Consider the following 14353-nt stretch of genomic DNA (forward strand, 5'->3'; position numbering starts at 1 on the left):
CCTTGGCGCCGCACTTGGGGCACTCGCCCTTGATGAAGCGGTCGGGCAGGAACATCTGCTTGACCGGGTCGTAGTACTGCTCGATGTCCCGGGTCTCGATCAGGCCGGCGGCGCGCAGCTTGCCGTAGATGTCGGTGGCGAAGCCCCGGGTCTCGTCGGAGTGGGTCGAGTAGTAGTTGTCGAAGCCGACGTGGAAGCCGGTGAAGTCGCGCAGGTGCTCGCCGTGGACCCGGGCGATCAGGGCCTCGGGGGTGATGCCCTCCTTTTCCGCCCGCAACATCACCGGGGTGCCATGGGTGTCGTCGGCGCACACGTACCAGCAGTCGTGGCCCCGCATCTTCTGGAAGCGCACCCAGATGTCGGTCTGGATATATTCCACCAGGTGACCCAGGTGGATGTCGCCGTTGGCATAGGGCAGCGCGGAGGTTACGAGGATCTGACGGGGTTTCATCGGGCAGGACTATCCGGGAAAGCGGGTAAAGACGGGGATTCTAGCAAACCCGCCCGGCGAAGCCGCGCCGCTGCCCGGCTCCGCCGCCCCGATCCACGCTGCGAGCGCCCCGTTCCCTCCTCCGCCTTGGAGGCCACCGGGGAATTCGGTTAAACTTGATAAAAATACTCGGGTATAGCCGCCCGCCTGGCGTTGCCGCGCGATCCAACTGCGGCAGAACGCAAACGCCACGGCGGCCCCGCGTCACAACCCGCCCCGCCGCTGCACCCTGCGCCGCGGCGGCAACCCAACACGGCGCGCCATGGCGCCAGGAGATTTCATGTCCCTCACCGTCGAAACCGTACAGACCGCCCTCAAAGACGTCGTCGATCCCAACACCGGCAAGGACCTCGTCGCCGGCCGCGCCGCCAAGAACATCCGAGTGGACGGCGGCGACGTGGCGGTGGACATCGAACTGGGCTACCCGGCCAAGTCCCAGGTGGACGGCCTGCGCAAGGCGGTGATTGCCCGCCTGAAGCAGTTGCCCGGGGTGGACAACGTTTCGGCCAACGTCACCGTGAAGATCGTCGCCCATGCGGTACAGCGCGGCGTGAAGCTGCTCTCCGGGGTCAAGAACATCGTCGCCGTGTCCTCCGGCAAGGGCGGCGTGGGCAAGAGCACCACCGCCGTGAACCTGGCCCTGGCCCTGGCCCAGGAAGGCGCCACCGTCGGCCTGCTCGACGCCGACATCTACGGCCCGTCCCAGCCCCAGATGCTCGGCCTGCAAGGCCGCCAGCCCGAATCCCTGGACGGCAAGAGCATGGAGCCCCTGGAGGCCTACGGCATCCAGTCCATGTCCATCGGCTACCTGGTGGACGTGGAGACCCCCATGGTATGGCGCGGCCCCATGGTCACCCAGGCCCTGGAGCAGTTGCTCAACGACACCAACTGGCGCGACGTGGACTACCTGGTGATCGACATGCCCCCGGGCACCGGCGACACCCAGCTGACCCTGGCCCAGAAGGTGCCGGTGACCGGCGCGGTGATCGTCACCACCCCCCAGGACATCGCCCTGATGGACGCCCGCAAGGGCCTCAAGATGTTCGAGAAGGTGGGCATCCCCATCATCGGCATCGTCGAGAACATGAGCATGCACGTGTGCACCAACTGCGGCCACGTCGAGCACATCTTCGGCGAGGGCGGCGGACAGAAGATGTGCGCCGACTACGGCGTGGACTTCCTCGGCGCCCTGCCCCTGGAGATGGACATCCGCCTCATGGCCGACGGCGGCAAGCCTACCGTGGTAGGGGCCCCCGACTCCAAGGCCGCCGAGATCTACCGCGCCATCGCCCGCAAGGTGGCGGTGCAGATCGCCGAGAAGGCCAAGGACATGAGCAGCAAGTTCCCCAGCATCGTGGTGCAGAACACCTGACCCACCACCGGCTCCGCCGCTGCCAGACGCCCCCGCCCGCCGGGGGCGTCGGCGTTTACGGGCTTGCCGAATGACGGGATGGGCGGCGGACAGCCTTCCGTCAGTCCCGCCCCCGTTCGTCGGCCGCCCTGGCCCCGCGCTACCCCACCACCGATTCCCATGGCATCCTAGCCCGATAGAACGCCGGACCACGCGGCCCCGCCACGGGCCGCGACACGGCGCACGACGGGAGGTAACACGCATGGCCTTCATGCCCTGGGGCGACGCCCTCAAGATCGGCATCGACAGCATCGACGAGCAGCACCGCTGGCTGGTGGACGCCACCAACGCCCTTCATGACGAACTGCAGCGCGACGAACCCCGCCGCGCCGTGATCGGCGAGATTCTCGAAGGGTTGGTGGACTACACCATGAACCACTTCATCGCCGAGGAGGCCCTGTTCCAGCGCCTCGGCTATCCGGACAGCCCCGGCCACCTGGCCGAGCACAACCGCTTCACCGCCGGGGCCCTCGACCTGTTGCAGCGCTTCGAATCCGGCCAGGCCGTCAGCCAGGAGGCCCTGGACTTCCTCAAGAACTGGCTGACCCACCACATCCTCGAAGTGGACCGGGCCTACGTGCCCTTCCTCCAGTCCCGCGGCGTCACCTGAGCCGCAGGCTCTCGCTCCGCCCGGCGCAAACCGGGCGCGGCTGTGCGCGCGGCGCCTTCGCGGCTACAATCACGCCTTTATTTCTTCCCGCCCCACCGCCCCCATGAGCATCAAATCCGACCGCTGGATCCGTCGCATGGCCGAAGAACACGGCATGATCGAGCCCTTCGAGCCTTCGCTGGTGCGCGAGGTGGACGGGCGCAAGATCGTTTCCTACGGCACCTCCAGCTACGGCTACGATATCCGCTGCGCGCGGGAATTCCGGGTGTTCACCAACATCAACCACACGGTGGTGGACCCGAAGAATTTCGACCCCCAGTCCTTCGTCGAGATCGAGGAGGACTACTGCATCATCCCGCCCAACTCCTTCGCCCTGGCCCGCACCGTCGAGTACTTCCGCATTCCGCGCAACGTGCTGACCATCTGCCTGGGCAAGAGCACCTACGCCCGCTGCGGCATCATCGTGAACGTCACCCCCTTCGAGCCGGAGTGGGAAGGCTACGTGACCCTGGAGTTCTCCAACACCACGCCGCTGCCGGCCAAGATCTACGCCGGCGAGGGCTGCGCCCAGGTGCTGTTCCTGGAAGCCGCCCCCAACGACATCTGCGAAACCTCCTACAAAGACCGGGGCGGCAAGTACCAGGGCCAGGTGGGCGTGACCCTGCCGCGCATCTGATCGCGCCACCGTCTGCAAACGACAAGGCCGCCCTCGGGCGGCCTTGTCGTTTATGTGTGCTGCAGATTCTACGGCGGCGCTACCGTCGCACCGCTCTGGGAATCCGCTATCTGCCAGCACGCCAGGTCACGGCACCTCAGACGTGGTAAGCAGTCCGGGTCATGACCTGGGACATGAGGCGCATGGCGCCTTTCACCGGTGCCGGCAGCTCCCGGCCGCCGAGACGCACGGCGGTGTCGGCGTGGGACGCCTCGTCGGTCTTCATCTGCTCGATGATGGCGTGGGAACGGGCATCCTGGGGCGGCAGCTTGCCCAGATGGCTGTCCAGGTGCGCACCCACCTGGCGTTCGGTCTCGGCCAGGAAGCCCAGGTTCCAGGCATCCCCCAACTTGCCGGCGATCACGCCCAGGGTCAGGGAGCCGGCGTACCAGAGGGGATTGAGCAGGCTCTTGCGTCCGCCCAGCTCGGCCATGCGCCGCTCGGTCCAGGCCAGGTGTTCGGTCTCCTCCCGGCCGGCCTGTTCCAGGGCCTGGCGGGTGGAGGGGTCCCGGGAGGTCAGGGCCTGGCCCTGGTAGAGGGCCTGGGCGCATACCTCGCCGCAGTGGTTGACCCGCATCAGCCCGGCCACGTGGCGCCGCTCCTCGACGCTCAACTCGGCATCGGGCAGATCGCTGCCCGGCACGGGCCGCCAGGTGGTGGCCGGGGCGAAGACGGTGCGCAGGGCCTTGTCGAATTCGATGATGAAACGATCGGACAGCATCAGGGGCCTCTCAAGGGGCGGACGTCCGGGTGGCCGCCGCGGCGCAGGGCATCCCGCGCCTCGTCGGCGGTACGCACGGCAATGCCGTTGGGACAGAAGTAATCGGTGGCCAGGCTCGCCTGGGGCCGGTTGATCCCGTCGTCGTTGACGGGCTTCCAGGCGGCGCTGCGGGCCTTGCTCCAAGCGCCGGCGCTGTTGCCGAAGGCGTAGAAGCGGCGTTCACGGGTGGCGCAGCGCAGACCTTCGAAGCTGACGTTGCGCGCCCCGCTCGGCGAGATCACCACCAGGGTGTAGCGCACCACGCCGTCGCTGCCCACCGAGATGGACGTGGTGTCAACGTAGAAGCGGTTGGAAGCCCGCGGGTCCACGTAGAACTCCTTCAGGTTGGCCTCCTGGGGCGGCGCCGGCAGGGTGGCCTGGATTTCCTCCCAGGGCTTCTGCTCTTCGGGCTCGTAATCCCAACGGTCGGCCTCGGCGCGGGCCTGGCCGGCCAGAAGCAGGGCGGCGACGAGTACCACCGCCGCCGCCCGGGCGGGCCGCAGCCCGCCGATGAATGAAACGTTGTACGGCAAACCTACCTCACGCGGATTGATGGATGACCGCCTCGATTTCGGCGAAGGTGCGGGCCACCTCGGTGGTGTGGATGGCGATACCGAGCTGGCGGGCGATCTGGGAGGCGGAGAAGATGCCCCGCACCATCTGCCGCCCGCTGACCGGGTCCATGTCCACCACCATGGCGTGCTGGCGCCCGGCCACCCGCAGGGTTTCAACGATGTGGCCGACCTGGGCGCGCAGCACGTCGGTAAGTTGCAGCACCTCCAGGTCGTCCCGGGGCGTCATCACGTCGGCCACCCGGATTTCCTCGTGGCGGATGCCACGCTTCTGCACGCACTGCATGGGGCGCTCGCCGAGCACGTCCCGGGCGGTGAGCAAGCCCACCACGGCGCCGGAATGGTCCAGCACCAGCAGGGAACGCACCCCCCGGGCGATCATCGCCTGGTTGGCGACGTCGATGTGGGTGTCGGCATCGATACTGGCTACCGGCACCAGCTTGAGGTCGGTCATGACCTCGATGGCCGGCGACGACGGCTGGACCAGCTGGGGCGAGAAAAGGGTCGGCTGATGGAGCCCGGCCGCACCGGCGAGCGGCGAGACGGGCAGCGGTTTGTACTGTTTTTGTTCTGCCATGGCACCCTCCATAGGACTACTTTGGGACGACAACAAAACTACCGAACAACACACAACTCCAAACCATCTCGCCGCAGGCCGCCGGCAGGCTCCGTCAGGGCCGGCGCGGCGCGCGGTCGGACTCGAGGAAACGCTCGAGTTCGGCCAGGGCCAGCCGGTAGACCTCGCGCTTGAACTCGATCACCGCATCAAGCGGCACCCAGTATTCGTTCCAGCGCCAGGCATCGAACTCCGGATGGTCGGAAGCGCGCAGACAAACGTCCGAATCGCGCCCCACCAGCCGCAGCAGATACCAGATCTGCTTCTGACCCTTGTAAGACCCACGCCACTCGCGTTTGATCCAATGGGTCGGCACATCGTAACGCAGCCAGTCCTTGGTGCGGCCGAGAATACGCACGTGCTCGGGGGTCAGCCCCACCTCCTCGTGCAGCTCCCGGTACATGGCCTGCTCCGGCGTTTCACCCCGCTTGATGCCTCCCTGGGGGAACTGCCAGGCGTGCTCTCGAATTCGCTTGCCCCAAAAAACCTCGTTTTTCGCGTTACAGAGGATGATGCCGACGTTCGGGCGATAGCCTTCGCGATCGAGCATAGAAAACCTGCAAAAACTATTGAGTTGAGGGACATTCTTCCATATTTCCCATCGCTTGGAAAGCCGCGGCGGCCGGGCTTTTCGCCGGATTTTCAAGGCTTTTCCCGGCCATCGCCGGTTGCGCCGCGGTCAAGTAAAATGGCGTTTTTCGCTCCAACCGGAATTTTTCATGCGCTCCTCCCAGTTTTTCCTGTCCACCCTCAAGGAAGCTCCGTCCGACGCCGAGGTTGTCAGCCAGAAGCTGATGCTGCGGGCCGGCCTGATCAAGCGGGCCGCCGCCGGCATCTATACCTGGATGCCCCTGGGGCTGCGCACCCTGCGCAAGGTCGAGGCCATCGTGCGCGAGGAAATGAACCGTTCCGGCGCCCTGGAGCTGCTCATGCCGGCGGTGCAGCCGGCCGAGCTGTGGCAGGAATCGGGCCGCTGGGAGAAGTACGGCCCCGAACTGCTGCGCTTCAAGGACCGCCACCAACGCGACTTCGTCATCGGCCCGACCCACGAAGAGGTGATCACCGACGTGGTGCGCCGCGAGGTGAAGAGCTACCGCCAACTGCCGCTGCACCTTTACCAGGTGCAGAGCAAGTTCCGCGACGAGATCCGCCCCCGCTTCGGCGTAATGCGCGGCCGTGAATTCCTGATGAAGGACGGCTACTCGTTCCACGCCAGCTTCGACGACCTGAAGCGCGAATACCAGGTGATGTACGACACCTATTCGCGCATCTTCACCCGCCTGGGCCTGCAATTCCGCGCCGTGGCCGCCGACACCGGCTCCATCGGCGGCACCGGCTCCCATGAGTTCCACGTGCTGGCCGACTCCGGCGAGGACGACATCGCCTACTGCCCGGATTCCGACTACGCCGCCAACGTGGAACTGGCCGAAGCCCTGGCCCCCGCCACGCCGCGCCCGGCCGCCGGCGAGGCCCTGGCCAAGGTCGCCACCCCGGGCCAGACCGCCTGTGCCGACGTGGCCGCCTTCCTCAAGACCGACCTGACCCGGGTGGTGAAAGCCATCGCCGTGGTCAGCGAAGACGCCGAGGGCAAGCCGCACTTCGCCCTGCTGCTGGTACGTGGCGACCACGAGCTGAACGAGATCAAGGCCAGCAAGCTCGCCGGCCTGACCGACTTCCGCTTCGCCAGCGACGCCGAAGTCGAACAATACCTGGGCTGCCAGCCCGGCTACATCGGCCCGGTGGGCGTGGATGCCGGCAAGGTGCGGGTGATTGCCGACCGCACCGTGGCGGCCATGGCCGACTTCGTCTGCGGCGCCAACGAGGCGGGTTTCCACCTCACCGGGGTCAACTTCGGCCGCGACCTGGCCGAACCGGCCGAGGTGGCCGACCTGCGCAACGTGGTGGCCGGCGACCCGAGCCCGGACGGCAAGGGCGTGCTCGGCATCTGCCGCGGCATCGAGGTGGGCCACATCTTCCAGCTGCGCACCAAGTACGCCGAAGCGCTCAACTGCAAGTTCCTCGACGATAACGGCCGGGAACAGGTGATGGAGATGGGCTGCTACGGCATCGGCGTGTCGCGCATCGTCGGTGCCGCCATCGAGCAGAACTACGACGACAAGGGGATCATCTTCCCCGCCGCCCTGGCCCCGTTCACCGTGGCCATCGTGCCCATGGGCTACCACAAGTCTGATGCCATCCGCGATGCCGCCAACGCCCTGTACGCCGAACTGCAGGCCGCCGGCGTGGACGTGCTGCTCGACGACCGCAACGAGCGCCCCGGCTCGATGTTCGCCGACATGGAATTGATCGGCATCCCGCACCGGGTGGTGATTGGCGAGAAGGGTCTGGCCGCCGGCCAGGTGGAGTACAAGGGCCGCCGGGACGAGGCCGCCACCATGGTGGCGCGGGATGCCATCGTCGCCCACCTGCTGGAAAGCCTCGCCAAATAAGGCGCGCCACGATGCCTGCCCGGAAAGCCAATAGGGACGCGGGGCTTCAAACGCCCCGCCGCAAACTCCGCGCCCTGCTTGGCTTTGCGCGCATCTCCGGCATCGCCCTGAGTGTCTGCGTTGTCGCCCCGGCCCAGGCCGGGGCACAAAAGTACGAGCCCCTCTCCGCCAGCGTCCAGGCGGCCCTCTCCAAGTCGGTGGCCGACGCCCGGCCGCCCACCAGCTCGTTCCGCTCCTACCGGGAGGCGGCCGACTGGCTGGAGGCCATGTCGCAACGCCTGGCCAAGCGCATCCCCGACCGGGAGTACCGCCTCGACCTGCTGCGCAGCGTCCATTACGAGGCCACCCGGGCCGGCCTCGATCCCCAGCTGGTGCTCGGCCTGATGCAGGTCGAATCGGGCTTTCGCAAATACGCCGTGTCCTCCGCCGGCGCCCGGGGCTACATGCAGGTGATGCCGTTCTGGGTAAAGCTGCTCGGCCGCCCGGACGACAGCCTGTTCGAGATGCGCACCAACCTGCGCTACGGCTGCACCATCCTGCGCCACTACCTGGACATCGAGAACGGCGACCTGTACCGGGCCCTGGGCCGCTACAACGGCAGCCTGGGCAAGCCCGAGTACCCGAACCTGGTGCGGGCCAGCTGGCACGGCCACTGGAGCTACACGCCGACAGTGGCCCTGGCGCCCTCCGCCCCTCAGGCTCCACAGACTCCGGGGGCGCCCAACGCCCCTGTCAGTCCACCCGCCCCCATGGCGCCGCTGCCGCCGGCCGCTCTCCGAGCCGCGCCGCCGCCCCTGAAGGCCCCCTCGCCCCAAGCCCAGGCCCCGGGCCAATCCCAAGTCCCCCTGGCGCGCAACCCATAAACGACGCGGCGCCCGGAGGATGCACCTCGGAGCGCCGCGCCAATCCTGGGGTTTCGGCCCTTGGGGTTAGACCCGCCTCCCGCTCGCCGCCCCGCGCCTTTCGCCGCCGCAGCGGCGGTCCGCGCAGGCCCCGAGGGACCGGGCCGCCCTTGCCTTACATCCCGGGCATCATCCCCTTCAGGCCTTTCATGCCGCGCATCAGCTTGGCGATGCCGCCCTTGGAGAACTGCTTCATCATCTTCTGGGTCTGCTCGAACTGGTTGAGCAGGCGGTTCACTTCCTGGACCTGGACCCCGGCGCCGGCGGCGATGCGCCGCTTGCGGCTGGCCTTGATCAGCTCGGGCTTGGAGCGCTCCATGGGCGTCATGGAATTGATGATGCCCTCGACGCGGCGGATCATCTTGTCCTCGGCGCCGCCGCCCAGCTGGCCGGCGGCCTGGGCGAACTGGGCCGGCAGCTTATCCATGAAGGCGCTCATGCCACCCATCTTGCGCATCTGACCGATCTGGTCTTTAAAGTCGTTGAGGTCGAAGCCCTTGCCCGACTTGAGCTTCTGGGCGAAGGCCTTGGCCTGCTCCTCGTCCACGCTCTTCCTGGCCTCTTCCACCAGGGACAGGATGTCGCCCATGCCCAGCACCCGGGAAGCCATCCGCTCGGGGTGGAAGGCTTCCAGGCCGGACAGCTTTTCGCCCACACCGGCAAACTTGATCGGCTTGCCGGTGACGTGGCGCACCGACAGGGCGGCACCGCCCCGGGCGTCGCCATCGAGCTTGGTCAGGATCACGCCGGTGAGCGGCAGGGCCTCGCCGAAGGCCCGGGCGGTGTTGACTGCATCCTGGCCGAGCATGGCGTCCACCACGAACAGGGTTTCCACCGGATTGAGCGCTGCGTGCAGGCGCTTGATCTCATCCATCATCTCGGCATCGATGGCCAGGCGGCCGGCGGTATCCACCAACAGCACGTCGAAGTAGTGGCGCTTGGCGAAATCGACTGCCGCGGCGGCGATGGCCTCGGGCTTGTCCGACGGCGACGAGGGGAAGAACTCGACCCCGGCCTGGGCGGCCACGGTCTTCAACTGCTCGATGGCGGCGGGCCGGTACACGTCGCAGGACACCACCAGCACTTTCTTTTTCTGGGTTTCCTTGAGCAGCTTGGCCAACTTGCCGGTGGTGGTGGTCTTGCCGGCGCCCTGCAAGCCGGCCATGAGGATGATGGCCGGCGGCTGGGCCGCCAGGTTGAGTCCCTGGTGGGCTTCGCCCATCAGCTTGGCCATCTCCCGGTGCACCACGCCGACCAGGGCCTGGCCCGGAGTGAGGGAGCCGATCACCTCTTCGCCCACCGCCTTTTCCTTGACCGCGGCGATGAAATCCTTGACCACCGGCAGGGCCACGTCGGCCTCCAGCAGGGCCATGCGCACCTCGCGCAGGGCGTCGGAAATATTGGACTCGGTGAGGCGCGCCTCGCCCTTGAGGGTTTTCATGACGCGCGCAAGGCGCTGGGTGAGGTTGTCGAGCATCGGGCTGAACCTGAAAAGAAGGGAGGAACCCCGGTCCGCGCCCTGCGCGGTGCCGTTGGGAGCCAGGGCAGCCCTTGGTGTAAACTGGGCGGGCTGCATAAACCCCGCCATTTTACTGCAAGAGCCCCTGCCCTCTTCGATCCGTGGCCTTCCAACTCTCCGCCCACACCCTCGCCGCCGTCGTGTACGCCCTGCTCGGGGCCCACTACTGGCGCGCCTACCGCAGCCGCCCCCTGGGCGCCTCCCCCCTGGCGGCCCCCGCCGCCGCGCCGCACTGGACCTCCTGGCTGCTGCCCCTCGGCCTGGCCGCCCAGGGTATCGGCCTTTATGCCGGGCTCTACGGCATCCCGCGCAACGGCGGGCCGATGTCCTTCTCCTTTGCCCTGGCCCTGTCGCTGATGCTGTGGCTGGCCCTGGCGGTGTACTGGCTGGAAAGCTTCCGCACCCGCTTGGGAGGCCAGCCCCTGCTGCTGTTCATCGCCGCCCTGGGCGCCCTCGCCCCGGTGCTCTTCCCCCAGGCCCACCCGCTGCAACGGGCTGGCTCCACCGGTTTCGAACTGCACTTCCTCGCCGCCATGGCGGCCTACAGCCTGTTCACCCTGGCCGCCATCCACGCCGTGTTCATGAGCCTGGCGGAGCGCCAACTGCACCGCAAGGACTTGTCGCCGGCCCTGGCCACGCTGCCGCCGCTGATGACCATGGAGAACATGCTGTTCCGCATGATCGGCGCCGGCTTCCTGCTGCTCACCGCCGCCCTGGTCACCGGCGTACTGTTCTCCGAATCGGTATTCGGCCGGCCCCTGACCTTCGACCACAAGACGGTCTTCGCCATCGCCTCCTGGGTGATCTTCGCCGGACTGCTGGTGGGCCGGCGCGTCCGCGGCTGGCGCGGCAAGGTGGCCCTGCGCTGGACCCTGGCCGGCTTCCTGCTCCTGCTGCTGGCCTACGTGGGCAGCCGCTTCGTCGCCGAAGTCATCCTGCACCGCCCGGGGATGTAACGCCGCTGCGATGACCCGCCGCCGACGACCGACGCCCCCGCCGCCCATCTCCCGCCCGCGCTGATGGACGATATTCCCCTTCTGGCGCTGCTTGCCGTCCTGGTGGTGCTGCTGCTCGTCTCGGGCTTCTTCTCGATGACCGAGACGGCCCTGATGGCGGCCAACCGCTACCGCCTGCGCCACCGGGCCGAGGCCGGCGACAAAGGGGCCAAGCGGGTCCTCGGCCTGCTCGCCCAGACCGACCGCATGCTGGGCGCCATCCTGCTCGGCAATAATCTGGTCAATGCCGCCGCCGCCACCCTGGTATCGGTGATAACCATCACCCTGGTGGGCGACGACAAGTGGGCCCTGGGCCTGGGCACCCTGGCGGTGACCTTCTGCATCCTGGTGGTGTCCGAGGTCTCGCCCAAAATCGTCGGCGCCGCCTACGCCGACCGGCTGGCCCCGCCCCTGGCCTTCCTGCTCACGCCCCTGATGCAGCTGACCCGCCCGGTCGTAGGGGTGATCAATCTGTTCGCCAACGGCCTGCTCTCCCTGCTGCGCCTCAAGCCCAAGCACTATGAAGCCAGCCCCCTGTCCCGGGAGGAACTGCGCTCCCTGGTGCTGGGCGCCCGCCATCTGCTGCCGGGCAAGCACCAGAGCATTCTGGTGAATCTGTTCGACCTGGAACGCATCACGGTGGACGACGTGATGACCCCCCGCACCGCCATCGAGGCGGTGGACCTGGAGGCGGACTGGGAGGAGATCGCCGCTCAGGTGGCCACCAGCTACCACACCCGGCTGCCGGTGTACCGGGGCGACCTCCACCGCATCGTCGGCATCCTGCACCTGAAGCGGGTGGTGGGGCTCCAGCAACGCGAGCTGCTGAACCGGGAAACCTTGGAAGAATGCCTGGCGCCGCCCTACTTCATTCCCGCCGGCACACCGGCCTTCGCCCAGTTGCAGTTCTTCCAGGAAAACCGCCAGCGCCTCGGCCTGGTGGTGGACGAATACGGCGAGATCGACGGCCTGCTGACCCTGGATGACATCATCGAGGAGATCGTCGGCGAATTCACCACCTCGACTCCCGCCGGCGGCAATCGGCTGGTCTGGGGGGAGGACGGTTCGGTGCTGGTGGACGGCAGCCGCAGCCTGCGCGAACTCAACCGCAAGCTGGGCCTCGACTTGCCCCTCAGCGGTCCCAAGACCTTGAACGGCCTGATCGTCGAGTACCTCCAGGACATTCCGGAAAGCGGCGTTGGCCTCAAAGTGGGCGGAATCCCCATCGAAGTGGTGCACACCCAGGACCGCAGCATCAAGACGGTGCGGTTGTTCCGGCCGGCGCCCCGGGAGAAACGCTGAAAAGACGGCTAGAAGTTCCTGCCGCCATCAAATTCCGACGGACCGTGCCGTAAACGACATTAATGCCATGCACAACCCGTTAGAATTCCCGAAAATCCCCGCCCGGCGGGGCTTCCGTCTTTACAAAGAACTGGGTGCTGGGCATTATCCAAGGCCAACCATGTTTTACGCATACCCGCACCGCTTCCTCCCCGCCGCCGGGATTTCGCCCCCGCCGCAGCCTTCGCCCCCTTCGCGCGCCTGCCGGCGCCCGATCCACTCCTGACATCCGGACCATGGCCGCCACTCTGCAGGTCACCTTCAGCGGGCTCGCCCGCGCCCTCGTCCAGGCAGGCCGGCTCCAGGAGGCCGACGCGGAGGCATTCGCCGGCCAGGCGACCGCCAGCAAGACGTCGTTCATCGAACAGGTGGTGGCGAGCAAGAAGCTTTCCGCCCGGGAGGTGGCCCAGTTCGCCGCCGAGACCTTCGGCTACCCGCTGCTCGACCTGCAGGCCTTCGAGAGCGCTAATATTCCCAAGGATGCGATCGACCGCAAGCTGATCTCGACCCACCAGGTGATTCCGCTGTACAAGCGGGGCAACCGCATCGCCATCGCCATCGCCGACCCGACCAACCTGCGCGCCCTGGATGAAATCCGCTTCCAGACCGGCCTGACGGTGGACCCGGTGGTGGTGGAGGAAGAGGCGATCAAGCCCCTGGTCACCCAGTTCTCCGAATCCGCCTCGGAAACCCTGAAGAACCTGGTCGGCGACGACATCAACCTGGAATTCACGGACGAAGAGGCCGGCAGCACCACCGAGGACGCTGCCGCCACCGACGTGGATGACGCCCCGGTCGTCAAGTTCATCCAGAAGATCCTGCTCGACGCCATCAACGACGGGGCTTCGGACATCCACTTCGAGCCCTATGAGAAGTACTACCGCATCCGCTTCCGGGTGGATGGCGTGCTGCGCGAGGTGGCGACCCCGCCCCTGGCCATCAAGGAGAAGGTTGCTTCGCGGATCAAGGTGATCTCCCGGCTCAACATCGCCGAGAAGCGCGTTCCCCAGGACGGCCGCATGAAGTTGGTACTGTCCAAGAGCCGGGCCATCGACTTCCGGGTCAGCACCCTGCCCACCATCCACGGCGAAAAGATCGTCCTGCGTATCCTGGACCCGACCTCCGCCACCCTGGGCATCGAGGCCCTGGGCTACGAGCCGGACCAGAAGGCGCAACTGCTCGATGCGGTGCAGCGTCCCTACGGCATGGTGCTGGTGACCGGCCCCACCGGCTCGGGCAAGACCGTGTCGCTCTACACCTGCCTGAACATCCTCAATCAGCCCGGGGTGAACATCTCCACCGCCGAGGACCCGGCGGAAATCAACCTGGCCGGCATCAACCAGGTGAACGTGGACGACAAGGCCGGCCTGACCTTCGCCGCAGCGCTGAAATCCTTCCTGCGCCAGGATCCGGACGTGATCATGGTGGGGGAAGTGCGCGACCTGGAAACCGCCGAGATCGCCATCAAGGCTGCCCAGACCGGCCACATGGTGCTGTCCACCCTGCACACCAACGACGCTCCCCAGACCCTGGAGCGCCTGCGCAACATGGGGGTGCCGCTGTTCAACATCGCTTCGTCGGTGATCCTCATCACCGCCCAGCGCCTGGCCCGTCGCCTGTGCAACTGCAAGAAGCCCCTGGAAGTGCCCGAGCAGACCCTGCGCGACGCCGGCTACAGCGACGAGGACGTGGACAGCTACCTGCGCGGCGACTGGACCCTCTACGGCCCCGGCGGCTGCGACCGCTGCAAAGGCAGCGGCTACAAGGGCCGGGTCGGCATCTACCAGGTGATGCCGGTGAGCGAAGAGATCCAGCGCATCATCATGGCCGACGGCAACTCCCTGGACATCGCCGCCCAGGCCAGGAAGGAAGGAGTGCGCGACCTGCGCCAGTCGGGCCTGCTCAAGGCCAAGCAGGGGGTCACCTCCCTGGATGAAGTCCTGTCCACCACCAACGCCTAAATTCCAAAAGT

At 67.1% G+C, this 14353-nt stretch carries 13 protein-coding genes and 1 pseudogene; 8 read left to right on the top strand and 6 right to left on the bottom strand.

Annotation, left to right across the window (positions count from 1 at the left end; all coding sequences use genetic code 11):
- A partial coding sequence (locus LWW89_RS15655; RefSeq protein ID WP_293265828.1) for a class I tRNA ligase family protein occupies window positions 1–451 on the bottom strand: 451 nt, incomplete at its 3' end.
- Between the two features lie 319 nt (window positions 452–770).
- Between LWW89_RS15655 and apbC the strand changes: the two genes are divergently transcribed.
- From apbC to dcd, 3 genes are all read left to right on the top strand, one after another.
- The gene (gene apbC, locus LWW89_RS15660; protein WP_293265830.1) at window positions 771–1862 is read left to right on the top strand and encodes an iron-sulfur cluster carrier protein ApbC; all 1092 of its coding nucleotides are present in this window, start codon (window positions 771–773) and stop codon (window positions 1860–1862) included.
- A 241-nt stretch (window positions 1863–2103) separates the two neighbouring features.
- On the top strand, window positions 2104–2511 hold the full coding sequence (locus tag LWW89_RS15665) for a bacteriohemerythrin (RefSeq protein ID WP_293265832.1): 408 nt from the start codon (window positions 2104–2106) through the stop codon (window positions 2509–2511).
- Window positions 2512–2614: 103 nt separating this feature from the next.
- Window positions 2615–3187 carry a dCTP deaminase gene (gene dcd / locus LWW89_RS15670; protein ID WP_293265834.1) on the top strand — a complete coding sequence of 191 codons (573 nt, stop codon included), beginning with the start codon at window positions 2615–2617 and terminating at the stop codon, window positions 3185–3187.
- 136 nt (window positions 3188–3323) lie between these two features.
- On the opposite strand, the gene coq7 is transcribed toward dcd, so the two are convergent.
- The 4 genes from coq7 to LWW89_RS15690 all read right to left on the bottom strand — a co-directional run bounded on the left by coq7 (window position 3324) and on the right by LWW89_RS15690 (window position 5724).
- A complete protein-coding gene (coq7, locus tag LWW89_RS15675; protein WP_293265966.1) occupies window positions 3324–3944 on the bottom strand; it encodes a 2-polyprenyl-3-methyl-6-methoxy-1,4-benzoquinone monooxygenase in 621 nt (206 codons plus the stop codon).
- 2 nt (window positions 3945–3946) lie between these two features.
- Window positions 3947–4519, bottom strand: a complete 573-nt coding sequence (locus LWW89_RS15680; RefSeq protein ID WP_293265836.1) for a CNP1-like family protein — start codon at window positions 4517–4519, stop codon at window positions 3947–3949.
- A gap of 7 nt (window positions 4520–4526) precedes the next feature.
- Complete coding sequence (locus LWW89_RS15685; RefSeq protein ID WP_293265838.1) at window positions 4527–5135, bottom strand: CBS domain-containing protein; 609 nt, start codon at window positions 5133–5135, stop codon at window positions 4527–4529.
- Window positions 5136–5229: 94 nt separating this feature from the next.
- Window positions 5230–5724, bottom strand: coding sequence for an RNA pyrophosphohydrolase (locus LWW89_RS15690; RefSeq protein ID WP_293265840.1), 495 nt, complete (start codon window positions 5722–5724; stop codon window positions 5230–5232).
- A 169-nt stretch (window positions 5725–5893) separates the two neighbouring features.
- Here LWW89_RS15690 and LWW89_RS15695 point away from each other — a divergent pair, with 169 nt between their 5' ends.
- Complete coding sequence (locus LWW89_RS15695) at window positions 5894–7624, top strand: proline--tRNA ligase (protein ID WP_293265842.1); 1731 nt, start codon at window positions 5894–5896, stop codon at window positions 7622–7624.
- Window positions 7625–7635: 11 nt separating this feature from the next.
- Window positions 7636–8286: pseudogene (locus LWW89_RS15700) on the top strand (lytic transglycosylase domain-containing protein); the annotation flags it as partial.
- A gap of 355 nt (window positions 8287–8641) precedes the next feature.
- Here the strand turns inward: LWW89_RS15700 and ffh are convergent.
- A complete protein-coding gene (gene ffh / locus LWW89_RS15705) occupies window positions 8642–10003 on the bottom strand; it encodes a signal recognition particle protein (RefSeq protein WP_293265844.1) in 1362 nt (453 codons plus the stop codon).
- 143 nt (window positions 10004–10146) lie between these two features.
- On the opposite strand from ffh, the gene ccsA reads away from it, so the two are divergent.
- The 3 genes from ccsA (at window position 10147) to pilB (ending at window position 14342) form a co-directional block, all read left to right on the top strand.
- On the top strand, window positions 10147–11001 hold the full coding sequence (gene ccsA, locus LWW89_RS15710; RefSeq protein WP_293265846.1) for a cytochrome c biogenesis protein CcsA: 855 nt from the start codon (window positions 10147–10149) through the stop codon (window positions 10999–11001).
- 63 nt (window positions 11002–11064) lie between these two features.
- Window positions 11065–12342, top strand: coding sequence for an HlyC/CorC family transporter (locus LWW89_RS15715; protein ID WP_293265848.1), 1278 nt, complete (start codon window positions 11065–11067; stop codon window positions 12340–12342).
- Between the two features lie 275 nt (window positions 12343–12617).
- On the top strand, window positions 12618–14342 hold the full coding sequence (pilB, locus tag LWW89_RS15720) for a type IV-A pilus assembly ATPase PilB (RefSeq protein WP_293265850.1): 1725 nt from the start codon (window positions 12618–12620) through the stop codon (window positions 14340–14342).
- Window positions 14343–14353: the final 11 nt, after the last annotated feature.

Source organism: Oryzomicrobium sp., from assembly GCF_021287045.1.
Lineage (GTDB): Bacteria > Pseudomonadota > Gammaproteobacteria > Burkholderiales > Rhodocyclaceae > Oryzomicrobium.